At 62.7% G+C, this 22,919-nt stretch carries 22 protein-coding genes; 14 read left to right on the top strand and 8 right to left on the bottom strand.

Annotated features, from left to right (window positions below; genetic code table 11):
* Nucleotides 1-131 precede the first annotated feature (131 nt).
* The 6 genes from msrA (at nucleotide 132) to ACERIT_RS12460 (ending at nucleotide 4,526) form a co-directional block, all read left to right on the top strand.
* Nucleotides 132-716 carry a peptide-methionine (S)-S-oxide reductase MsrA gene (gene msrA / locus ACERIT_RS12485; protein WP_373675191.1) on the top strand — a complete coding sequence of 195 codons (585 nt, stop codon included), beginning with the start codon at nucleotides 132-134 and terminating at the stop codon, nucleotides 714-716.
* A 139-nt stretch (nucleotides 717-855) separates the two neighbouring features.
* Nucleotides 856-1,260, top strand: coding sequence for a 6,7-dimethyl-8-ribityllumazine synthase (gene ribH, locus ACERIT_RS12480; RefSeq protein WP_373675190.1), 405 nt, complete (start codon nucleotides 856-858; stop codon nucleotides 1,258-1,260).
* A 51-nt stretch (nucleotides 1,261-1,311) separates the two neighbouring features.
* Entirely contained in the window at nucleotides 1,312-2,460 is a 1,149-nt protein-coding gene (locus tag ACERIT_RS12475) for a pyridoxal phosphate-dependent aminotransferase (RefSeq protein ID WP_373675189.1), read from the top strand.
* Between the two features lie 128 nt (nucleotides 2,461-2,588).
* Complete coding sequence (locus ACERIT_RS12470) at nucleotides 2,589-3,077, top strand: Lrp/AsnC family transcriptional regulator (RefSeq protein WP_373675188.1); 489 nt, start codon at nucleotides 2,589-2,591, stop codon at nucleotides 3,075-3,077.
* Nucleotides 3,074-4,228: a pyridoxal phosphate-dependent aminotransferase gene (locus ACERIT_RS12465; protein WP_373675187.1), complete on the top strand. Its 1,155-nt coding sequence runs from the start codon at nucleotides 3,074-3,076 to the stop codon at nucleotides 4,226-4,228. Before ACERIT_RS12470 ends, ACERIT_RS12465 begins: the two co-directional genes overlap by 4 nt.
* 55 nt (nucleotides 4,229-4,283) lie before the next feature.
* A complete protein-coding gene (locus ACERIT_RS12460; protein ID WP_373675186.1) occupies nucleotides 4,284-4,526 on the top strand; it encodes a CDGSH iron-sulfur domain-containing protein in 243 nt (80 codons plus the stop codon).
* A 14-nt stretch (nucleotides 4,527-4,540) separates the two neighbouring features.
* Here ACERIT_RS12460 and ACERIT_RS12455 read toward each other — a convergent pair whose 3' ends face one another.
* Nucleotides 4,541-5,629, bottom strand: coding sequence for a DNA topoisomerase IV subunit A (locus tag ACERIT_RS12455; protein ID WP_373675185.1), 1,089 nt, complete (start codon nucleotides 5,627-5,629; stop codon nucleotides 4,541-4,543).
* A gap of 6 nt (nucleotides 5,630-5,635) precedes the next feature.
* Entirely contained in the window at nucleotides 5,636-9,772 is a 4,137-nt protein-coding gene (locus tag ACERIT_RS12450) for an ATP-binding protein (RefSeq protein WP_373675184.1), read from the bottom strand.
* A 290-nt stretch (nucleotides 9,773-10,062) separates the two neighbouring features.
* Between ACERIT_RS12450 and gyrB the strand changes: the two genes are divergently transcribed.
* The 3 genes from gyrB (at nucleotide 10,063) to ACERIT_RS12435 (ending at nucleotide 15,358) form a co-directional block, all read left to right on the top strand.
* Nucleotides 10,063-12,003, top strand: coding sequence for a DNA topoisomerase (ATP-hydrolyzing) subunit B (gene gyrB, locus ACERIT_RS12445; protein WP_373675183.1), 1,941 nt, complete (start codon nucleotides 10,063-10,065; stop codon nucleotides 12,001-12,003).
* Nucleotides 12,004-14,514, top strand: coding sequence for a DNA gyrase subunit A (gene gyrA / locus ACERIT_RS12440; protein WP_373675182.1), 2,511 nt, complete (start codon nucleotides 12,004-12,006; stop codon nucleotides 14,512-14,514).
* A 310-nt stretch (nucleotides 14,515-14,824) separates the two neighbouring features.
* Entirely contained in the window at nucleotides 14,825-15,358 is a 534-nt protein-coding gene (locus ACERIT_RS12435; RefSeq protein WP_373675181.1) for an Rrf2 family transcriptional regulator, read from the top strand.
* A 92-nt stretch (nucleotides 15,359-15,450) separates the two neighbouring features.
* Here ACERIT_RS12435 and ACERIT_RS12430 read toward each other — a convergent pair whose 3' ends face one another.
* Together ACERIT_RS12430 and ACERIT_RS12425 are read right to left on the bottom strand one after the other, a co-directional pair.
* The gene (locus ACERIT_RS12430; protein WP_373675180.1) at nucleotides 15,451-16,629 is read right to left on the bottom strand and encodes an NAD(P)/FAD-dependent oxidoreductase; all 1,179 of its coding nucleotides are present in this window, start codon (nucleotides 16,627-16,629) and stop codon (nucleotides 15,451-15,453) included.
* Between the two features lie 59 nt (nucleotides 16,630-16,688).
* Nucleotides 16,689-17,510: a nucleoside phosphorylase gene (locus ACERIT_RS12425; RefSeq protein ID WP_373675179.1), complete on the bottom strand. Its 822-nt coding sequence runs from the start codon at nucleotides 17,508-17,510 to the stop codon at nucleotides 16,689-16,691.
* Nucleotides 17,511-17,609: 99 nt separating this feature from the next.
* Here ACERIT_RS12425 and ACERIT_RS12420 point away from each other — a divergent pair, with 99 nt between their 5' ends.
* Nucleotides 17,610-17,789 carry a hypothetical protein gene (locus tag ACERIT_RS12420; protein ID WP_373675178.1) on the top strand — a complete coding sequence of 60 codons (180 nt, stop codon included), beginning with the start codon at nucleotides 17,610-17,612 and terminating at the stop codon, nucleotides 17,787-17,789.
* A 23-nt stretch (nucleotides 17,790-17,812) separates the two neighbouring features.
* On the opposite strand, the gene ACERIT_RS12415 is transcribed toward ACERIT_RS12420, so the two are convergent.
* Nucleotides 17,813-18,217: a translation initiation factor IF-2 subunit beta gene (locus ACERIT_RS12415; RefSeq protein WP_373675177.1), complete on the bottom strand. Its 405-nt coding sequence runs from the start codon at nucleotides 18,215-18,217 to the stop codon at nucleotides 17,813-17,815.
* Nucleotides 18,218-18,367: 150 nt separating this feature from the next.
* On the opposite strand from ACERIT_RS12415, the gene ACERIT_RS12410 reads away from it, so the two are divergent.
* The gene (locus ACERIT_RS12410) at nucleotides 18,368-18,601 is read left to right on the top strand and encodes a UPF0058 family protein (RefSeq protein ID WP_373675176.1); all 234 of its coding nucleotides are present in this window, start codon (nucleotides 18,368-18,370) and stop codon (nucleotides 18,599-18,601) included.
* A gap of 151 nt (nucleotides 18,602-18,752) precedes the next feature.
* Here the strand turns inward: ACERIT_RS12410 and ACERIT_RS12405 are convergent, their stop codons facing one another.
* On the bottom strand, nucleotides 18,753-19,226 hold the full coding sequence (locus ACERIT_RS12405) for a DUF555 domain-containing protein (RefSeq protein ID WP_373675175.1): 474 nt from the start codon (nucleotides 19,224-19,226) through the stop codon (nucleotides 18,753-18,755).
* A gap of 55 nt (nucleotides 19,227-19,281) precedes the next feature.
* A complete protein-coding gene (locus tag ACERIT_RS12400; RefSeq protein ID WP_373675226.1) occupies nucleotides 19,282-20,208 on the bottom strand; it encodes a DNA-3-methyladenine glycosylase in 927 nt (308 codons plus the stop codon).
* A gap of 122 nt (nucleotides 20,209-20,330) precedes the next feature.
* Here ACERIT_RS12400 and ACERIT_RS12395 point away from each other — a divergent pair, with 122 nt between their 5' ends.
* Both ACERIT_RS12395 and ACERIT_RS12390 read left to right on the top strand, forming a co-directional pair.
* Complete coding sequence (locus ACERIT_RS12395) at nucleotides 20,331-20,831, top strand: SRPBCC family protein (RefSeq protein WP_373675174.1); 501 nt, start codon at nucleotides 20,331-20,333, stop codon at nucleotides 20,829-20,831.
* A 68-nt stretch (nucleotides 20,832-20,899) separates the two neighbouring features.
* Complete coding sequence (locus ACERIT_RS12390) at nucleotides 20,900-21,322, top strand: VOC family protein (RefSeq protein ID WP_373675173.1); 423 nt, start codon at nucleotides 20,900-20,902, stop codon at nucleotides 21,320-21,322.
* A 15-nt stretch (nucleotides 21,323-21,337) separates the two neighbouring features.
* Here ACERIT_RS12390 and ACERIT_RS12385 read toward each other — a convergent pair whose 3' ends face one another.
* The gene (locus ACERIT_RS12385) at nucleotides 21,338-22,243 is read right to left on the bottom strand and encodes a DMT family transporter (protein ID WP_373675172.1); all 906 of its coding nucleotides are present in this window, start codon (nucleotides 22,241-22,243) and stop codon (nucleotides 21,338-21,340) included.
* Nucleotides 22,244-22,339: 96 nt separating this feature from the next.
* Here ACERIT_RS12385 and ACERIT_RS12380 point away from each other — a divergent pair, with 96 nt between their 5' ends.
* Nucleotides 22,340-22,621, top strand: a complete 282-nt coding sequence (locus ACERIT_RS12380; RefSeq protein ID WP_373675171.1) for a hypothetical protein — start codon at nucleotides 22,340-22,342, stop codon at nucleotides 22,619-22,621.
* Nucleotides 22,622-22,919: the final 298 nt, after the last annotated feature.

Below are 22,919 nucleotides of genomic sequence, written 5' to 3'. Positions count from 1 at the left end.
CCCCACGATCGGTCATGGATCGACGGCGATCGACCGCCGTTTCAGCCTCGATCGGTCGTCGCTTCAAACCGATCGACCGACGGTTGAGGTGCCACCGCGGATTGATACGTCCCCACGCTCAACGGTTGGGTATGAGCGAGTCATACGACGTGAATCGGGGCGAGGCGAACGAGGGTGACGAATCGAACGGGACCGCCACGTTCGGTGGAGGTTGTTTCTGGTGTCTTGAGGCGGCCGTCGAGGAGATCGAGGGCGTCGAGTCGGTCACCTCCGGATACGCTGGCGGCGAGATGGACGACCCCACCTATCGTGAAGTCTGCACGGGAACGACGGGCCACGCGGAGGTCGTCCAACTCGAATACGACCCGGAAACGGTCGAATATGAGGAGCTGTTGGAGGTGTTTTTCACCATCCATGATCCGACCCAACTGAACCGTCAGGGCCCCGACGTGGGAACGCAGTATCGATCCATCATCCTCACTCACGACGACGAACAGCAGCAGCTGGCCGAGACGTACGTCGAGGCCCTGGAGGCCGAGGGAGGCTACGACGACCCGGTCGTGACGGAGATCGAACCGCTCGAGACGTTCTGGCGCGCGGAGGAGAAACACCAGAACTACTTCGAGAAGAATCCACAGGACGCCTACTGTCGGATGCACGCACAGCCGAAAGTGGAGACGGTACGCGAGCGGTTCCGCGAAACGGCCACGAAGTAGACGACCCAACTCGACCGTGTCCCTTCGATCCGGCGGAGCGGTCCGGCGGGTCAACGGGGCGGTCCCGCGGCCCGACCGAAACGAACGCGAACTCCGGCCAGAACGGTACTTCTTTGAGCCGTGCCACGAACCGTCGAATATGGTTACGCTGGGACTGGTGGTCGCGCAGTTCAACGACTCGGTGACGACGCCGATGGCGGCCGCCGCCCGCGAGGCGGCAGCGGAGCGGGATGCGGAGATCGTCGATGAGGTCTCCGTCCCCGGCTCCTACGACGCCCCGCTTGCGGCCGACCGGCTGGCGCGCCGGGATGATATCGACGCCGTCGTCGTCGTCGGCGCGATCGTCACCGGGGACACGGACCACGACCGCGTAATCGGCGCCGCGGCGGCCCAGAAGCTGACCGACGTGAGCCTCGAACGGGATACGCCGGTGACCTTCGGGGTCAGCGGCCCCGGCATGTCCGGCGCCGAGGCTCGCGAGCGGATCGAGAAGGGTTCCGAGGCGACACACGCCGCGATCGATCTCCTCGCGGAGCTGCCGTGAGACCGCACATCGACACAACCACCGAGACCGACACCGACCTACGACACCACGATGACCTACGACTTCACAGACCGGATCCAGCGAGTAGAACCGAGCGCGACGCTTGCGATCTCCAACCTCGCGGCCGAAAAGGAGGCCGAGGGGGCCGACATCGTCGACCTCTCGGTCGGCGAACCCGACTTCGACACTCCCGAACCCATCGTTGAGGCCGGCAAGGAGGCTCTTGACGCCGGTCATACGGGTTACACTTCCTCGAACGGGATCCCCGACCTGCGGGCGGCGATCGCAGAGAAACTCCGAGCCAACGAGATCGATGCCGACGCCGGAGAGATAATCGTCACTCCCGGCGCGAAACAGGCACTGTATGAGACCGTCCAGACGATCGTCGACGACGGCGACGAGGTCGTTCTGCTCGATCCGGCCTGGGTGTCCTACGAGGCCATGGTCAAACTCGCCGGCGGCGAGTTGACCCGGCTCGATCTGGCACCACACGACTTCCAGCTTGAACCCGCCCTCGCGGAACTCGAGGAAGCCGTCTCGGCCGAGACGGAGCTTCTGATCGTCAACTCGCCGTCGAACCCGACTGGCGCCGTCTTCTCCGAGGGAGCCCTGGAGGGCGTCCGCGATCTGGCCGTCGAGCACGACGTGACCGTCATTGCCGACGAGATATACGAACAGATCACCTACGGCGTCGAGCCGACCTCGCTGGCCTCCCTCGAGGGGATGGCCGACCGTACGGTCACGATAAACGGCTTCTCGAAGGCCTACTCGATGACCGGCTGGCGACTGGGCTACCTGCACGCGACCGAGGAATTCGTCTCGGAGGCCGGCAAGCTCCACTCGCATTCGGTCTCGTGTGCGACCAACTTCGTCCAACATGCCGGCATCGAGGCGATCGAGAACGTCGAGACGGCGGTCGTCGAGATGCGCGACGCCTTCGAGTCGCGTCGTGATCTGCTCGTCGATCTCCTCGAGGAACACGACGTCGACGTCGCCGTCCCCAACGGGGCCTTCTACATGATGATCCCGGTCGATGCCGACGACCAGGCGTGGTGTGAAGCCGCCATCGAGCAGGCCCACGTGGCCTGTGTCCCCGGATCCGCGTTCAACGCGTCGGGATACGCGCGCATCTCCTACGCCGCGAGCGAATCGCGGCTTCGCGAGGCGGTCGATCGGCTCGCCGAAAACGACCTCCTGTAGCACACTGCCGTTCATCGACCTCGCCGCGATCGGATCACGCTCTCAGCATCTCGACTATGACGGGCCGGTATCGGCGATCCCGCCCGTCCACCGCTATCCCTTTTAGGGCGGGGTCACATCCCTGATGTATGAGCGACGAGCGGGAGGTACTCGACGTACTGACGACGAACGCTCGAGAGGACATTGCCGACATTGCCGCACAGACCGGCCTCGAGGAGGCGGCCGTCGAGGAGACGATCGCGGACCTCGAGCGGCGCGGAGTCGTCCACGGCTATCAGGCCGTCGTCGACTGGGACCGGATCGATGACGGCGGCGTCCGGGCGATCGTCGAGCTCAACGTTGCGCTCGACCGCGAGACGGGGTACGAGGAGATCGCGGACCGGATCGCGAAGTTTCCGGCGGTTGACGCGCTTCATCTCGTCTCCGGGAACTACGACTTCGCGGTCGAGGTGACCGGCGACTCGATGCAGGACGTCTCGGGATTCGTCTCCGAGCAGGTCGCGCCAATTCCGGAGGTCACGCAGACAGTGACCCACTACATCATGGAGACCTACAAGGACGGCGGGATCCGCTTTGGCGACCGCGACGACGACGATCGGCTCTCGGTGTCTCCATGAGACTCTCCGATCGCGTCGTCGACCTCCCCGAATCCGGGATCCGGGAGTTCTTCGAGTTGGCGGAGGCCCGCCAGGACGTCATCTCGCTTGGAGTCGGCGAGCCCGACTTCTCGGCACCGTGGGCGGCCCGAATGGCCGCGATCGATTCCCTCGAACGGGGACGAACCTCCTATACGTCCAACCGGGGACTCCGCGAGCTTCGAGAGCGGATCGCAACGCACCATCACCGATACGACCAACTGTACGATCCCGACGAGGAGATCCTCGTCACCACCGGCGCGAGCGAGGCGGTCGACCTGGCATTTCGCGCGCTCGTCGATCCCGGCGACGTCGTCGCAGTTCACGACCCGACATACATCTCCTACGAGCCGGGCATCGAACTGGCCGGCGGGGAACCCCTTTCGGTGCCGACGCGTGCGGCCGACGACTTCGCGCTCACCCGCGAGCGCCTGGAGGCGGCCGGCGCCGGCGCGGCCGACACGCTCGTGTTGTGTTACCCCAACAACCCGACCGGCGCGATCATGTCCGAGGAGCAACTCGCGGAGGTGGCTGCCTTCTGTCGTGAACACGACGTTCAGGTGATCGCCGACGAGATCTACGCCGCACTCACCTACGAGGGTGCCCACTCGTCGATCGCGACGCAGCCGGGAATGCGCGAGCGAACGGTCGTGATAAACGGCTTTTCGAAGGCGTACGCGATGACTGGACTGCGGCTCGGGTACGCGCTCGGTCCCGCCGAGACGATCGACGCGATGAATCGGATCCACCAGTACACGATGCTTTCAGCCCCGACGACCGCGCAGTACGCCGCGATCGAGGGACTCCGCTCGTGTGACGACGAGGTCCAGGAGATGGTGGACGAGTACGACCGTCGCCGCCGGTTCGTTCACTCGCGATTTCGCGAGATGGGGCTCGACTGCTTCGAGCCCCGGGGCGCCTTCTACGCGTTCCCCGATTGTGGCGGCGACGACGAGGCGTTCGCCGCAGATCTCCTGGAGGATCAGGGCGTCGCCGTGGTTCCCGGATCGGTCTTTGGCGCCGGCGGGGAAGGACACCTTCGCGTGTCGTATGCGACGAGCATGCGGGACCTCAAGCGGGCGACGGATCGGATCGAGACGTTCCTCGCGACGGAGTGGACGGTAACGGCATAGCCCACGGGCCCCGATCGGAATGGTTAGGGCGATTGCGGTCGTTCCGTGATCACACATGACACGCGAAGTGACCCACGTCGAGAACGGCCCGACGCGACTGGACGAAGACGATCTGGGCGATGACGGGATGATATACGTCTGCCGGTGCGGTCTCTCGGAGGAGCAACCGCTCTGTGACGGAGCACACAACGCAACGACCGATGAGGAGGACGGTGTCCGATACAAATACGAGGACGGAACCGACTCACGGCGCGTTATCGAGGAGATCGTCTACGCCGACGACGAGGAGCCGGAGTGACCTCCTGAAGTGACTCACAGAACGCCCATCTCGTCGAGCCGATCGGGGAGGTAGGTGTCGGTAACGAAATCGAGGCCTCGGCTGGCGAGCGCCTGCTGTTCGGACTTCCTGCCGATGTCGAGTTGCAGTTCGATCTGTTCTTCCCAGTAGTCGGTCTGAAAGCGCGGATCGTCGAGTTCCGACTCGAGAGCGTTGATGTCCGAATCCGAGAGCGGATCACTCGGGAGGTCGTACTCCACGATGTCTCGTGGCTGGATGCCGACGAAATCCGCCTCGGGGGTAGCCAGATACTCCGAGAGGTGCGCCGACTTGATGGAGCCGTATGCGACCGATCCGTAGATGCGGTACGACCAGGGGTCGCCGTCAGTGAAGACGGCGACCGGTAAATCGAGTTCGTCGTGGAGTCGTTTGGTGATTCGGCGAGTCGCTCGTGCCGGTTGGCCCTTGAGGTGGACGACGAGACAGTCGTACTCCTCATCGAAGCCGTTCTCGACGAGCCGATCGCGCATCCCGCCGGTCTCCACACACAGGATGAACTCGACGTCATCATCGAGAAAGTCGATCATGTCCGGATTATTTGGGATCTGATAGCCACCCTCCCCGACGTCCTCTTGACAGTGGATCTCGCGTTCGCCGCGGCGGGTCTGCTCGCGGATCTCGATCGGTCCCATCAACGTCGCACCCGATTCTTCGGGTCGCATGTGGAAGTCCTCGCGGGTGACTCCCGAGACGATCTCCAGATCCTCGATGAGCTGGTTCGATTCGTCCTGGTCGCCGAACTGCGCTTCCTCGTTGTCCCACGACTCCGAGAGGTAGTAGAGTTCCCGGAGCGTCGAAGAGCGGTCCGCCTCGAGTTGGTCGGCGAGGAACTCGATGGTGTAGACCGCCTTGAGCAGCTTTCGGGCCCCGCGGACCGAGTTCGCGCTCCGCGTCGAGGTGCGATCGCCGTACTTCCAGACGCCGCTTTCGGGGTCGTACTCGATGTTGCTTTTGGTTCGCGTGGGCAGGGTCATCTCGGGGATGTCCCCGCTCGCGAACTGGTCGTAGAACTCCGCCGCCAGATCTATCAGTTCGTCTCTCGCCGTTTCGTCTTGTGTGCTCATTGGTAATCAGGCGTTCACCGTGAGTTTCTCCGATTCGACGCCACTCACACTGATGTCGAAGTCGGGATCTCCGTCGATCGTGTATCGCAACTCCGCCTCCTCGCCGGCCGGAATCGATGGCTTCCACTGGAGGAACCACTCGTCGTCCATGTCGACGACCGTTCCCGCCGAGGGATCGATGGGTTCGACCGGAAGAATGTCCGTGATCTCCGGATCCGCGGAGACGTCCGAGTGATTCTCGACGACGAGCCGAACGGTCCCGTCGTCGATCTCGCGTTCGACGCTGACGTTATTCATGATCCGGGCGAGGGCGCCGTCGATGTCCGGTCGATCGCGTCCGGTAACCTCCGCGACCTTGTCGGCCATCTCCGGAAGGATCCGGCCGAGGACGTCCTGCTTCTCGCGGCGTTTCTGCATCGACCGGCGCCGGTTGAGATACGACTTCAATTCGCGTGCGGCCTCCCGGACGGCCAACTCGATCTCGTCTTCGATCTCGGGGACGTTCGCGAGCGCGTCCTTCGATTCGCTCGTGAACGGCACGTTCGTGGAGGCGACGTGGATCATGATCACGGCCGACCCGTTCGGGATCCCGCTGCCGCCGGGCTGGTCGAGCCCGTAGTTGCGCCAGCCGATCGACTTGATCACGTCCGTCGTCGCACAGGCACCGCGCTGATAGACGAGCGGGACACGGTTGGCGAACCGGAGGATCGAGGCGCTTCCGTTCTCGATATCGCCGCCGTAGGCGATCCCGGCCTCGACGATGAAGGGGTCGCCGCCGTGGACCTCGGCGTCGCGCGTCGCAGCGGCGTAGAAATCTGCGTCATACTCCTTGCGGAGGCCGGCCTCGACGAGGTCCTGGGTTATCGGGGCCAGACAGTCGGTCGGTGGGGCGAGGATGTTCGTCTCCCGCATCGCCTCGAGCAGGTCGGCGGCGGCATCGCGGTCCCCCGCCACAGCAGTCACGTTTGGAACCTCGTCGGGGACCGTTCGCATGACCGACCAAAGCGCATCGGCGACGTTCTCGCGGGCGGTCTCGCCGAAGCTCACGTCATGTTGGTCGACGACGAACGTCGCGGCATCGGCGATCTCCCGTTCGAGATCCTGTCGAACGAACCGGAACCGCTCGTCGCCGTGATTGGCGATCCGGCGCGCGAGCGCCTCGGCGAACGCCCGGACCGTCTCGTCGTCCTTGCGAGTGCTCGTCGCGTCCTCGACGATCGCATACAGGTCGTCGGTGAGCAGATCGCGCGTCTCCTCCTCCGTAGCCTCCTCGGCGTCGCCATAGGCGGTGAGTTCCCCCCAGGCGGCGGCGACCGCGTTCTCGCGGACCGTCGACCCGAACGTCTTGTCCGTGTCGGCCTCGACTTCGTCGGCGATCGTTTCGACGATCCCCGTCATTTCGGCGTGAGAGAGACGGTCGTGGGTTCCGATCGTCTCCGCGATCCGGGTCGCGAACGTGTCGGTAGCCGCCGCTCCCTTGTTGGAGACGGCGGCTTCGACGGCCGTTGCGACGTCGGCGTCCTCGTGGGGCGCGGGTGGCTTCCAGGCCAGTTCCCGGCCGAAATACCGGTCCCGAAAGTTCGTGAGCAGCGAGTCGGCGGTCTTCTTGCCGACCCGAGTGAACTCCTCCTGGAGGAATCCCGAGATCGAATAGGAATCGGTCGCCTCCAGCATCTTGATGAGCGTCCCGAGTTCGACGCCGTGGGGGTGCGGACGGATCTCGGAGGTTTCCGCCGGAAGCTGGTCGGTGGCACGTTCGAACTTCAGTGGGTCTTCGAGTCCGGGCTCGCGGAGCTCGATCCGGGCGTGCGGGTTGACGACTGCCGTGTGTTTCACGTAGTCGTGCAGTTGTGAACGAGCGCGCATGTTCGCCTCCATTTCCAACTCGATGCGGGTCCCATGGGGACGATCCCAACTCGTCTCCGCGTCGGCTTTGATCTCCGGCTCGTTCGCGTCGGTATCGATGATCAACTCGAAATACTGGGCCTGGTCTTGTCCCTTTGGGCGTGAGGTGATCTTCGTCGGTTGGCCGGAGGTGAGCTGTGCGTACAGGACGGCCGCCGAGATGCCGATGCCCTGTTGACCGCGGCTGTTTTTGACGCTCAACGCACCCTCATTGGAGACGACGAAGTTCTCGTCGGAACCGGTCGCTCCCGGGACCGAGATGTCGTACACGTGGTCCGGTGGATCCGTCTCCTCGACGCGTTTCACCGGGAGGAGACACATATCGGAGTCCGTGATGCCGTGGATGGAATGAACGGTCTCCCATAAGGATTCGAGCGAGGCGGTCGGGTGATGCTGATCGTCCAGCAGTCCCATCTCCTGAAGGGTGTGAACGTATCGAGGCTTCTCGACGCGTTCGCCGTCCAGCGCGCGCTCGATCAGGGAGCAGTACACCGCCGCGTGCTCGCGGTTCGATCCGACGCCTGCGCCCTGCAAGAGACCCGGTATCGTGTCCGGAACGGTCTCCACGTCGACCTCATCGACACGGACGTCATCGAGCAGTTCGGTCGGGACGCGCCTGTATCGCTGCGATCGAAGGTCGACCGCGTCGTCGAGTGCGTCGACCGCGTCGACGTCCGCACCGGCGACCTTCGTTCGGTACTTCGTGGTCACATCCTCGGCGTAGCCATCGTTGCTCTCGATGACCTCGGTGCTGGCGAGGACGCCCTGCATATTCCAGAGCGTCGACAGCTGGCGAGCCAGCGTCTCGCTCCGCGTCGTGTGTGAGAGTTCGTTGTCCGGATGGGCGTCGGAGCCATCCCTCTCGTAGAGCGCGCCGATGAAGCGACGCTGGAGATCCGCGTCGAGGTCGAACACGAAACCCGGGACCCGCTTGTTTCTGGCGGCGTCGCCACAGGCCGACTGCAGGAACAGCGCGAGCGCCGATCCGAAGGCCGTCACTCGCGTCGAGTTCGACTCCCGTTCGACGGTCGTAGTCGTTCCCCCAACGGTCCCTACCGCGCGTTCGGTCGCCTCGATCAGCTCCGGTTCGTGATTCCCGGACGTGAACCCGACTTGCCCTGGTCCAGCGTGACCCTCCGAGAGATAGGACGCCACCATCTCGACGAGCGATTCGTCGGCGGGTATCGAGACCGGAATCGCCGTCTCCTCGCCGCCGACTCGATACGTCCTGAACTCACAGTCGGCCGCCTTCTCTTCCCATCCGAGTTCGAGCACCGTTTCGGCCGGGAGATAGCCGTTTTCCAGGTAGTTCTGATCCAGGCTGTCCGTCAGGATCTCGACGCCGTCGTAGCGGTAGTACCGTTCCCGGGAGCTGTCGGCCGAGGGTCTTCGACGAACGGTCTCACCGGTTCGGAGCTCCTCAAGCGTTTCACGGTCGAAACCACACACGTAGGTACGTCGCTCCGCGAGCTGGTCGCGATCGAGGTACTCGAGAAGGTTGATCTCCTCGACGGTTCGATCCGTGGATGGGAGGTTCCGTGGCGTGAGGAGAACGTCGCCGGGTTCGAGCTCACCGGCTTTTACCTCTCGTGTGTCTCCGTTCGAATCCAGGCTGAACACGCTGTGGTTGCCGGTGACCTCGACGGTTCGCCCCGTTTCGGTCTCGATCTCATAGGTGCGCTCGTCCGTCTCGTGCCGGATCGCATGAGTAACCGGTTGCCACGTCATCTCACGGGTTTCCCGGTTGAACGAGGGGACCTCGATCCCCTCCGGGATCGGTGCCGTTCCGTCACCTTCACCGGGCAGGTATGCGTCACAGAGCACTCCGATCGGGAGGGACTCGATCTCCCCGTCCCGACGGATGAGTAGCCGTTGATCCGGAGTCAAGGACTGTTCTCTGGCGTGAAACCGGCTTCCGTACAGCAATTTCCCGAAGACCTTCGGGAGTTGTTCTTTGGTGATCCCCGGGCCGTTATCCTCGATCACGAGTCGGTAGTAGTCGCCGACCTCGGTGATCTCGATGTAGATGTCGGGAAGGACTCCCGCTTCCTCGGTCGCGTCGAGGGCGTTATCGACGGCCTCCTTCACCGCCGTCACCAACCCGCGAGCGCCCGAGTCGAACCCGAGCATGTGTTTGTTCTTCTCGAAGAACTCGGCGATGGAGATCTCACGTTGGGCTGCAGCCAACTCGTCTGCGATCCCCTCCTCGTCGTCGAGCGTCGACTGGAAGGACGTCATTCGATGGGAGAGTCTTACCCAGTCGGGGTTAAAACCCCTCCGGCGGCGGGGTGAAAGTGGAATCGGACGGTCGACACCGTCCGGGGGATCTGACGGAGGAGAAACGGTCCGGAACGGGACGTCGCAAGATGGTTGCGGATCGTCGAACGTGATCGGTCGTTCGGAATGGTTTCAAGCGTTATTCTGCGATCGGTCGTGCGAGGGGGCTGCACACGCTTATTTCTTCTCGCTTGCGCGCCCGCGCGTGCGGGGGCTTTATCAGTGGGGGTGTACTACCTTTTGCAAGTTCAATGTCAGAGGAAAACGAGTACGGCGCAGGCCAGATTCAGGTCCTCGAAGGCCTTCAGGCCGTACGTAAACGCCCGGCGATGTATATCGGGTCGACCGACGAAGGGGGATTACACCACCTCGTCTACGAAGTGGTCGACAATTCGATCGACGAGGCCCTCGCCGGGTACTGTGACAACATCGACGTAACGATCCACGACGACGCGTCGGTCACAGTAAGCGACGACGGTCGCGGGATCCCCGTCGACACCCACGAAAAGTACGACCGACCGGCACTGGAAGTCATCATGACGGTCCTGCACGCCGGCGGCAAATTCGACTCCAAGTCCTATCAGGTCTCGGGCGGCCTTCACGGCGTCGGCGTCAGCGTGGTCAATGCCCTGTCGAGCCGACTTGAGGTCGAGGTCAAACGCGACGGCGGCGTCTATCGCCATCGCTTCGAATCCGGCCAGCCCGTCGAGGGCGCCTTCGAGCGGGTCCGTAAAATGAATCCGGACGAGGAGACGGGGACGACGATCCGATTTTGGCCCGACGAGGATATCTTCGAGACGACCGACTACTCCTACGGAACGCTTGCAAATCGGCTTCGGGAGTTGGCGTTTCTCAACTCCGGCGTCGCGATCACCCTCACCGACGAGCGACCCGAAGAGGAGGAACCAGACGGCGAAGCCGAGTCCGAGACGTTCCTCTATGACGGCGGCATCCGCGAGTTCGTCCAATATCTCAACGAGAGCCGATCGCCGATCCACTCCGAGGTCATCTACTTCGCGGACGAGGAGGATGACGTCCACGTGGAGATCGCGATGCAGGCAACTGAGGAGCTACAGGGCTCGATCCACGCATTCGCCAACAACATCAATACACGCGAAGGGGGAACCCATCTCACCGGATTCAAGACGGCCCTCACGCGCGTGGTCAACGACTACGCCAACGAGCACGGCCTGATCGACGACCTCGAGGCCAACCTCAAAGGAGAGGACGTCCGAGAGGGTCTCACCGCAGTCATCTCGGTGAAACATCCCGATCCGCAGTTCGAGGGACAAACGAAGACGAAACTCGGGAACTCGGAGGTTAGGGGAATCGTCGAATCCGCGGTCCATGAAGGGCTCGACACCTTCTTCGAGGAGAATCCCGACACCGCGAGAGCGGTCGTCTCGAAGGCCGCCGAGGCCGCACGGGCACGCAAGGCTGCAAAGAAGGCCGAGGAACTCACTCGCCGAAAGTCCGCACTGGAGTCGACTGCCCTTCCCGGCAAGCTTGCGGACTGTCAGACGCGCGACCCCGCGGAGGCCGAACTGTTCGTGGTGGAAGGCGACAGCGCCGGGGGAAGCGCCAAACAGGGCCGCGATCGAGCCAATCAGGCGATCCTCCCGATCAAAGGAAAGATCCTCAACGTCGAGAAGCATCGCCTCGACCGCGTTCTCGAGAATACCGAAATCCGTGCGCTGATCACGGCGATCGGCGCCGGGATCGGCGAGGAGTTCGACATCGAGGATGTGAGGTATCAAAAGATAATTATCATGACGGATGCGGACGTCGACGGAGCCCACATTAGAACCCTCCTGTTGACGCTTCTGTACCGGCATATGAAACCGCTCATCGAATCGGGCTACGTCTACGCGGCCCAACCGCCGCTGTATCGGGTCCGGCATAAAGGGGAGACCTACGACGCAATGACCGAGGCCGAACGCGACCGGATCGTCGAGGAGAAGTGCGACGGGGATCCCGGTCAGGTCCAGCGGTTCAAGGGGCTCGGCGAGATGAACCCCGACCAGCTGTGGGAGACGACGATGAACCCGGAAAATCGCATTCTCAAACGGATCACGATCGAGGATGCAGCGGCCGCAGATCGGATGTTCAGCGTCCTGATGGGCGACGCCGTCGAGCCGCGAAAGCAGTTCATCAAAGAGCACGCGACCGACGCCGAATGGGTGGATATATAGATGAGTTCGGACGTTCCAACACCGGACGACGTACAAGCCGCACAGATCGAGACCGCTCGAATCGAAGACGAGATGGAGCAGTCGTACATCGACTACGCGATGTCGGTCATCGCGGGTCGGGCGCTGCCGGACGTCCGTGACGGGCTGAAACCCGTCCACCGGCGGATCCTGTATGCGATGTCCGAAGCGAGCGTGACGAGTCGTTCTGCACACCGCAAATCCTCCTCCATCGTCGGCGAGACGATGGGAGATTACCATCCCCACGGCGATTCAGCGATCTACGACACGCTCGCACGGATGGCTCAGGACTTCTCGATGCGATACCCCCTCGTCGACGGACAGGGGAACTTCGGCTCCGTCGACGGCGACCCACCCGCAGCGATGCGGTACACCGAGGCGCGGATGGCACCGATCGCCGAGGAATTGCTCGCGGACATCGACCGCGACACCGTCGACTTCCAGAGCAACTACGACGATCGGCTCGAGGAGCCGGAAGTGCTTCCGTCCGCGTTTCCGAATCTGCTCGTCAACGGATCCTCGGGGATCGCCGTCGGGATGTCGACGAACATCCCGCCCCACAACCTCGGGGAGGTGATCGACGCGACGGTCGAACTCATCGAGAACCCGGAGGCGACCGTCGAGGACCTGATGGAATACGTCGAAGGACCCGACTTCCCGACCGGCGCGAACATCGTGGGTCGAAACACGGTACACAAGGCGTACAAGACCGGTCGCGGGCGACTCCGCGTCCGCGCGGAGTTCGAGGTCGACGAGGAGAACGGCCGGATCATCATCACGGAGCTCCCGTTCCAACAGAACAAGGCGCGATTGGTCGAACGGATCGCTGAGGACGTCACCGAGGGTTCCATCGAGGGGATCCGCGACCTGCGGGACGAATCCGATCGCGACGGGATCCGCGTCGTCGTGGAGTTGAAACGCGACGCGATGGCCGAAGTGGTCAAAAACCAACTGCTCGAGAGTCACCTCGAGCGGACCTTTGGCGTGATCAATCTGGCGCTCGTCGACGGCCAACCACGGGTCCTCTCGTTGAAGGAGACGCTCGAATATTATCTCGAGCACCGACGTGAGGTCGTTCGCCGGCGCTCGGAACATGAACTCGCCGAACGAGAGGATCGCGCACACATCCTCGAAGGCCGGCTTCGCGCGCTCGAACACGTCGACGAAGTCGTCGAGACCATTCGCGAATCCGAGGATCGCGACGCCGCAAAGGCCGATCTGGAGGAGACGTTCGGATTCACGCCCGAGCAGGCCGAACACATCGTTCGGATGCAACTCGGATCGCTGACGTCGATGGAGACGGAGGAGATCGAACAGGAGTATTCGGACGTGATGGAACGCATCGAGCGCCTCGAGGAGATCCTCGATTCGCAGGCGGAGCTCGATTCGGTGATCGAATCGGAGTTGCTTGCGATCAAAGACGAGTACGACGACGAGCGTCGCACGTCCTTCATCGAGGACTCCGGGACGGTGACCCACGAGGACCTCATTCCCGAGGAGGAGTGTGTCGTCGTGATGTCCGAAGACGACTACATCAAGCGGATGTCCCTCGAGACCTTCCGTGCACAAAACCGCGGTGGAAAGGGGATCATCGGAGCGGACCTCAAGGAGGGCGATCGCGTCTCCTCGGTGTTCCTCGCCAACTCCCACGATTACCTGCTTGCGATCACGAACCGGGGGCAGATCTATCAGCTGAAGACCTACGAGATCCCCGAGATGTCCCGGACGGCCCGGGGCAAGTCGGCAGTCAACCTGCTTGATCTCGACGACGACGAGGAGATTCAGGCAGTCGTCGACTGCGATCGAGTGGGCGAGGACGTCGACGAGGAGCGATATCTGACGATGGTCACCCGCGACGGGTACATCAAACGGACGTCCGTCGAGGCCTTCGAGAATATCCGATCGACCGGGATCCGTGCGTTGCGGTTGGAGGACGGCGACGAACTCGTCGACGTCGAGGAGACGGACGGCGACTCCGATCTCGTGATCGGGACCGCAGACGGGATGGCGATCCGGTTCGACGAGGACGAGGTGCGACCGATGGGACGAAGCGCCCGCGGAGTCCGGGGAATCGATCTCCGGCCGGGCGATCGAGTGGCCGGACTCGCAGCCGTCGACGCCGACCGGCACAACTGGGTGCTCACGGTCACCGAGAACGGCTACGGAAAACGCTCCGACGTCGAGGACTACCGCGTCCAGTCACGAAACGGAAAGGGTCTCATCGACATCAAGACGGGAAGCCGAAACGGTTCTGTCGTCGCGATCGAAGCGGTCACCCACGGTGATCACCTGATCGCGATGAGCGCCGACGGACAGATCGTGCGGACGCGCGTTGAGGACGTCTCGACCGTCGGGCGAAACACGATGGGTGTGATCGTGATGGACCTCGATCCGGACGACGAGGTCGCGTGTCTCGATATCGTTCCCGCTGCGATCGCGGAAAACGACGGCGATCGCTCCGAAGCGGAGACGGTCGAGACCGGCGAGGAGTAGGCCGGTCGGCGTGCCTCCCAACTGACGGACCCGCGTACAGCGAGATGCCGCTCTTACAGCAGGACGCCGCGTACAGCAGGATATCACGTACCGCAGACGCTGCTTACAGCAGAACGCCCGCCTCTAGTCGGACGCCCGCCTCCCCACCGACTTTCCGAACACACCCTCAACTAGTTCAGTCGCAAGCGCCGATACTGGGAACGGTCAGGTGGCACGGGGACGCACAGCGGCTTCACCGTTCGAGTCGGACTTCCGGGACTTGGGTGGGTCATCCACCGCATTTAAGCAGAAGCCGTGAGTAGTGGACCGTATGTCATCGATCGAGCTGACGTCGAGTCAAAAAAGCATACTCACTGCCCTCATTAATCTCCACCGCGAGGAGGAGGGCGCGGTCAAAGGAGAAGAGATCGCAGGGGAAGTAGACCGGAATCCGGGAACGATCCGCAACCAGATGCAGAGCCTGAAGGCTCTCCAGCTCGTCGAGGGGGTTCCCGGACCCAAGGGCGGATACAAACCGACCGCGAGCGCCTACGAGGCGCTCGATGTCCAAGAGATGGACGAGCCGGCAGACGTCGCGATCAGACACAACGGCGAGTATGTCGAGGAGGCGAACGTCGACGATATCGACCTCTCAAGCGTTCACCACCCCGAACTGTGTCGCGCGGAGATCCACCTACAGGGATCGGTTCGCGGGTTCAACGAGGGAGATTCGGTGACCGTCGGACCGACGCCGCTGTCGAAACTGCTGATCGAGGGAACCGTCGACGGGAAAGACGACACCTCGAACGTTCTCATCTTGCGGATCGACGATATGCGCGCGCCCGTCGAAGAGCCGTCACACTGAGCGACGCAAAACACACTGTAATCCATCCGAACTCACCGGAAGCCATCCAAACACGTTCGACCGCCCCGTTTTGAAATCTCGCCGCCCGGACGTTACATATCGCCGAACGCGCTCACGCCACGCCCGGTCGAGGAGACCTTCGCGATCCACCGGCTCGCGATCCCTTTTTTCAGTATCTTCGCCCCGGGGCCGCCGAAGGTGGATATCGGGACGCCGGCGACGTCGTGTGCGACCGCCCGCTCGCCGACCGAGATGACGGTTCCTTTGTCGTCGTGGTGCCAGGTTTTGAGCGGAGCGCCGCGAGCCGCACGCGCAAGGTTCTCGCCGGCGACCTCGGCAGCCTGCCAGGCGGCCTGTGCGGTCGGCGGCGCAACCTCATCGGAGCCCTGTTCGACGAGCGCGGTGTCCCCGATCGCGAACACGCGGTCGTCGCTCGTGGTGAAATCCGAGTTCGCGACGACGCGATTCGAGCGGTCGTCCTTCTCCACGTCGACGTTCTCGAGTTCCTCGTGGCCGGTGATGCCGCCCGTCCAGACGAGCACGTCGTAGGGGAGTTCCTCGGGCTCCTCCTCCTCGCCGCCGCCGAGATAGACGGACTCCTCGTCGGCCCGCGAGATGAAATCACCCGTAAGGATCTCGATGTCCGCCTCTTCGAGACGCTTCCGGAGTGCGCCCTGGATCTCCGGATCGTTACCGGGGAAGACCTCCTCGAGGCCTTCGATGAGTTTGACGTCTATCGGGGCCCGGTGTTTGTCGCGGTACTCGGCGATCTCGCCAGCCGTCTGGATCCCGGAGAGCCCGGCACCGCCGACGAGAACCTGTGCCGGTTCCGACTGGGTTGCCTCGGAGGCGGCTGCACGAACGTCGTCGTGGATTGCGCGGGCGTCCTCGAGACATTTCAGTTGGTGAGCGTTCTCCTTGAGCCCCTCGATCCCGAAGAACGCAGTCGTCGAACCGATCGCCAAAAGCAGGTAGTCGTAGTCGACGGTCGTCCCGTCGTCGGTCTCAATCCGGCGATCCTCGACATCAACGTCGACCACGCGCCCCTGAACGAATCGGGTCGACCGGGATTTGATCTCCTCTATGGGTATCGTTATCTTCGATTCGATCGACGGATCGCGGATCACACGGTGAACCTCGTGGAGCACGAGGTGGTAGTCGTGTTCGGAGATCCACGTAACGTCGATCTCGTCGTCGATCTCCGCTTCGAGCGACTTGATCGCGCCCGATCCGGCATATCCGGAGCCGACGACGACAACTTGCGTACTCATACCACAGGGTGGGTGTCCATCGGATAAAGTCGCTTTGGAACCGTTCTGCAGTTGGATCCTCATTCAAGCGACAGGCCCGCATGAAACCGATCCGCGCCGGCCTCGGCCGCCCGTCCGTCCATCCGTGCGAGAAGTTTTACCGCGAGGCTTGCGGTCTCGACCGCACGCGAATCGCCCTCGGTCCGGAACTCACCGGTCGCCCGGTTCGCATAGACTGCACAGACCGCGCCAGCGCGGAGCCCGTAGACGTTCGCGAGCGTGAGAATGGCGCTCGTCTCCATCTCGACGTTCTTCACGTTCGCCTCACGAAGCTCGTCGAGGAGTTCCGCCGAGCCGGCCGCCTCGAAGCCGTCGAATCCGGGACGGCCCTGTCCTGCATAAAAGGAATCGGTGCTCATCGTGATCCCGACGTGGTAGTCATGCCCCAGCCGCTCTGCGGCGGCGACGAGTGCGGAGACGACCTCGTCGCTTGCAGCCGCGGGATAGTCCTCGCGGACGTACTCGTCGCTCGTTCCCTCCTGTCTGACGGCACCCGTGGTGATCACCAGATCGCCGATGTCCATTTCCGGATGGAGCGCACCACAGGAGCCAACCCGAATGAAGGTTTCCGCGTCCGCGCGCGCGAGTTCCTCGAGGGCGATCGCCGCCGACGGCGATCCGATCCCGGTCGATGTGACCGAGATGGGAACTCCGTCGTATCGACCGGTCACGGTTCGGTACTCCCGGTGTCGTGCGACCTCCTCGGCCGACTCCCAGATCGCCTCAACCGCGTCGACGCGATCGGGATCGCCAGGAAGCAACACGCTCGATGCGATGTCCTCGAGAGTGATCTCGAGATGATACTGTACCTCCGCGTTCGGATCCTCACTATCGCCGGGCATGGGGGAACTTCGAGAGGGACGGATAAATATCACGGCGGTAAGAACACGAACGGACGTCTCGGGCACACCTTCTTTAGGGAGGGGGCGAAACCCAACAGCATGGTCGAAGCATTCGTTCGACTGCAGTGTCCCGAGTGTTCGAAGGACTGGCAGGACTCACCTAGCGATCTCCCAGATCTTCGGACGAACTTCAGCTGCCCCGACTGTCACGCTACGCGGCGACTGACGGAGTTCATGCGGACCGGACGCGACCTCGAGACGGTCAAACAGTTTCAGTAGGCCCCCCGACCAGGAGTCGGCAGTCACTCGCCGGTCGGCGAGATCGCACCACAGGCGTCACACTTGATCACTCGCGTCCCCTGTTCGGTCTCAAAGCGCGTATCGGGGAGTCCACACTCCGGACAGATCACGAATGCCTCCAGATAGTCGTCGATCGCCGCCTGGATCCGGTCCGTCGAGAAGTCACCGGTCAGTCGTGCGCGTCCGCTTTCGTCGATCCGCGCGCTCGTCCCGAGTTCGTTCTGGAGGAACTGCAGGACGTGATCCGGATCGCGGTCGAGACGTTCGACGACGTCCTGGAAGTTCTCGAAGACGGTCGCGTGCCCCTCCGTCCGAATCTCCGGCGTCGGGACCTCGAAGCGTTCGCCCTGCTGATGGATATCCGGGGTCTCCTCGAGCGCACGGTCGAGTCGATCGTCGTAGTCCATATATGATGGTTTCGGTGGAATCGCATTAAAGCTTCGCGGCGTTTCCACGGATCGCTTGAATATGGCAGGTATGAGCCGTCTACGTTGAGAAGTATGTTAACGGGACTCAAGATAATACTATAAACCTCCGGTCGCTAGAAACGCCTGCTCATGAAGAAACAAGAGCTCATCCACCTGCACGGGCTTCTTTCGGAAGTACGAAAACAGTGCGAATACTGGAACGAGGACCTCGATCTCGAAGAGTACGAGACGATGGGCGTAAAACCGACATCGATCCACAAATCGAAGACCGATCACAAGGCGGCTGTTTTTAAACTCGCAAAGGGAATCACCACACCGATGGAGGAGGCCGACTCCGAGACGCTGGCCCCCACCGCGGACTGAACGACGGACATCGACGCATCTCGACGCCATAGTTCCCCGTAGTGGAGACGCCGTCCCGCCTACTATTACGATCGACGCCGCCCACGATCGCTACCACGATGACGTCGTGGCCGTCACTCGGATTCGTATCTCGTCAGCGAGAGGGTTCGAATCATTCGTCGACCATCTCCTCGAACTCGGGCAGTAGATCCTCCTCATCGTCGGACTCAGTACCGGCGTCTGCGTCGTCGTCCTCCTCTTCCGTCTCATCCCCGTCCTCAGTCTCATCCTCAGTCTCATCCCCGTCTTCATCCTCGAGGACCTCGATCTCAAGTACCGAAAGCGGGATGTTGTGGAGCCGTTGGCCGATCTCCTTGCGAGCGATTCGAGAAGCGTGTTCGGGTCGATCGACGTTGAACACGGTCATCTCCAACTCGAGGGCGACGAGGGCCTCGTCGGCTGCGATGAAGGCGGGGGGAAGCTCCTCCCCGCCCGGCGAGGTTCGTGATCCCATCTCGATCTCGACGTAGTTGAGATCGGGATTCAACATCTCGCCGGTCTTCGAGATCGCGATCCGGATCGCCTCGTCGGCGTTCGTTACGTCGTATACCGGAACCGCAGCTTCGACGACGACTCGACAATCCATCGTGGTAGTAACTAACGCACGAGGGGGTATGAAGGTTCGGCCGACTCCTGTGAGCTCACTCCCCGCCCGACCGAAGGTGATGAAACACGTACGTCTGCGTGTAGCCGGCTATTGGTCCACCGAACCGCTCGCGAATCGCTCGCGACGTCTCGACGTACCCGCCGCGGTCACAATCGGGGTACCGATCGGCGATAACCGAGCGAATCCAGGTGTCAAGCGGCACCGCCTCGAGGAAATCCAGTGAGAACAGCGCCACGCAGTCTGCGACCTTTTGTCCAACTCCAACGAACCGAGTCAGCCACTCGCGAGCCGACTCGTATGCCATGTCGGCGGCACGCTCGGGCCGCGTTTCGCCCTCGGCGACCATGCGAGCCGTTCGTTTCACGTAGGGCGCGCGGTATCCCAACGACAGGTCGCGAAGGGCCGCTTCACTCGCCTCGGCGAGCCGCTTCGGGGTCGGGAACGCGTGGTACCGCTCGCCCTCGAAGTCGATCGGCTCGCCGTAGGTGGCCTCAAGTCGACGCTGCATTCCGTGGATCCGGTGAACGCGCATCTGTGCGGAACAAATGAACGAGACGAGACACGAAAACGGCGGATCGCGAACGAGACGCATCCCTTCGTAGGCCTCGGAGGCCCGTTCAAAGAGCGGATCGTCGGGAGTTCTCGCCAGGATGGCGTCGAGGTCGTCATCGAGCCGAAGGAGGTGGGTGAGGATCGGCGTGGCGTCCGTCGTCGATTCCCACTCGAGGGTCCCTTCCTGAACCCCGCCGCGCTGTCGGACCCGAACCACTTCCCGTTGGTCGTTTACGCCATCGATCGGGGGAACAACTGTGTGGTAGGTGTGATCGCCCCCGTGAGCACCATCCGTCTCGTAGGCACGTTCGTCCTCGCGTGTCCAGAGATAACTCTGACCGCTCTCAAGGGTGGCCTGTAGGTCGAACGGTCCATCGAGCGAGCCGACATCGATCGCGCCACGTTCCATCGTCGAAGGAAAGAAGTCGCCGGGATATCGGCGTTTCGATGCGACTGATTCGGGATCGATCGCGCTTGCGACCATCGGCGAGGGCACACGATCCTTTTGCCGGTCAGCTTCCTATTGGGAGTATGCCCACGTATCGGCGACGAACGAGGATCGCGGCTCCGCTCGAACGCGTCTGGGAGTTCCACTCGCGAGTGGAGGGCTTGACGGCACTGACGCCGGATTGGATGAATCTGCGGATCGACTCCGTCGTCGGTCCCGACGGCGAGCGCGATCTCGAGATTCTCGAGGAGGGAACCCGGATCCGAATGTCGCTTCATCCGTTCGGGATCGGGCCCCGACGCGGATGGACCTCCCACATCCGTCGACGTCGATCGAACCCGGGACGCGCGTACTTCATCGACGACATGGAGGAGGGCCCGCTCCCTCGATGGGAACACACGCACCTGTTTTTCGCCGACGGTGACGAGACGGTTCTCGTCGACGATCTGGAGTATCGAATGCCCATCGGGATCGTGACTGATCGCCTCGATCCCCTCGTGCAACTCGGATTCGAGGCGATGTTTCGCGACCGTCACCGAAAGACCGGATCCCTCCTGGAGGAAACTGGGGACGAGACGTCATAGTCGGACGTTACGGTCGGAAGCCCGAACGGTCCCCGTCCAGCTAAGTCGATCGGGAACGATCCGCTGGCATGGACATCGAAGTTTCCGACGTGGACCACGTTGCGTTACGCGTCACCGATCTCGCGGCGTCACTGGCCTTCTATCGTGATCTGCTCGGACTGTCGGTCCGCGACCGTGATCGCTACAACGCCGACGAGGTTCCCTACGTCGCAGTCGTGGCGGGCGGGCGACATCTCCATCTCGTTCCGACCGATCCGAAATCGCTCGACGAGGACGAACTCGACGTTGGCGGCGAGCACGTTTGCCTGCTCGTGCGATCGGACGAGATGGACACTCGAGACCAACTCGAAGGGATTCTCGAGACGATCGACGAGGCGGGTTACGAGATCGAACCGGACGAGCCGAAAAAGCGATACGGGGCTTACGGACGTGACTGGGCCGCCTACGTTCGCGATCCCGACGGCCGCCGCGTCGAGATCAAACTACACTGAACGGAAGGGGGACGATCACACGTCCGGACGGCCGCGGGCGGTGAGGTAGATCCCCGCGAGGACGATCGTGCCGCTCACGACGGTCGCCGGCGTCGGAACCTCGATGAAGATCGCGAGCGCGAGCAGCGTCGCACCGACCGGCTCACCGAGCAGCGAGACGGAGACGAGACTCGAGTCGACGTGGGCGAGCGCCCAGTTTATCACGGTATGGCCGAAGAGTCCGGGGCCGACGGCGAGCCCGATGAAGATCCACCATTCCCGTGCGGGATACTCGAGAAGTGGGAGGCCCTGTACCAGCACGAACACGAAAAGCGTGATCGCACAGACGCCGTAGACGATGACGACGTAGGGAATGAGCGCGACGCGTTGCCGAAGCGATCGACCGGCGAGAACGTAGACGGCCGCCATGACCGCACCCACCAGCGCGAGTGCATTGCCGTACAGCGGTGCCGCGCCGACGAGTCCTCCGGTCAGCAGGTCACCGACCGACATCCCGACCACGCCGAGGACGGCAACGGCGATCCCGGCCGCCATCGAGCGCGTGACCGTCTCACGAAGCAGCAGCCAGGCACCGATTGCCACGAACACTGGTTGTGCCTGGACGAGCGTCACGCTGGCAGCGACGCTCGTCCACTCGAGACTCTCGAACCAACTCGCAAAGTGAATCGCAAGCGCAACACCCGACACGACGGCGAAACCCAGATCGCGACGGGTGATCCGACGAAGGTGATCGCGATACCGAATGAACAGGATCGGAACGAGCGGGATGGTGGTAAACGTCACGCGATAGAGGGCCGCCACCGAACTCGGAGCCGTGCTCAACCGGACCAGTATCGCACCGGTGCTGATCGCGAGGATCGCGACTGCGAGTCCGATCGCGGGGGAGATGACGGGATCGTCCCCGCTTTGAGGAGGTGCCACGGCCGAGGATCCGTTTCGGTCGACAAATGTCTTTCGGGCAGTCGATCGCCAACCGCCATCGGTGTCCCTTTGCACGTCCGTCCCGAAGACGCCCCCGTGAGCGAAGACACGTTCGCGGTTGGCATCCACCTCACGGAGACGGCCTTCGAGTTCGTCGTTCGTGTTCCCTCGGCGATCGATTCGGGGTGGTCGGATCCCGAGGCATTCCAATCACTCGTCGAACGGGAAGTCTGGGAGCGCCTCGACCGGCGAGCCGTCCTCGAAACGATCGACAGACGCGCCGACGTCGGAGAGACCGTCTCACTTGGAACGATCACCATCCGACCGGACGGAACCGTCGTCGACGATTCGCTTCGAGCACCCGATCGCGAGGAGTAACGTCGACCTCCGGCTACAGCCGGATGAATCTCCGGAGCTGATTCTCACGAGTGGGCTCGATCGTCGCCGTCGTCATGACGAGGACGTCTCCCAGAACGTCGAGAGACGATCCCCCTTGGAAGTAGTGAGACCGTGAAGACGCATCTCCGTGCAAAAACTGACCGACTGACGACACTCCAACTCACTCCAGAGCGTTGTCACTACTACAAAGGATGAATGAAATATGAATGGGCAGGCGGCGAATCAACTCTCCCAGAGGGTTGTCACTACTACAAAGGATGAATGAAATATGAATGGG

The sequence above is a fragment of the Halopenitus sp. H-Gu1 genome (assembly GCF_041821145.1).
In the GTDB taxonomy this organism is placed as follows: domain Archaea; phylum Halobacteriota; class Halobacteria; order Halobacteriales; family Haloferacaceae; genus Halopenitus.
The sequence above is the reverse complement of the archived record's forward strand: the minus strand, read 5'-3'. Positions and strand labels throughout refer to the sequence as shown.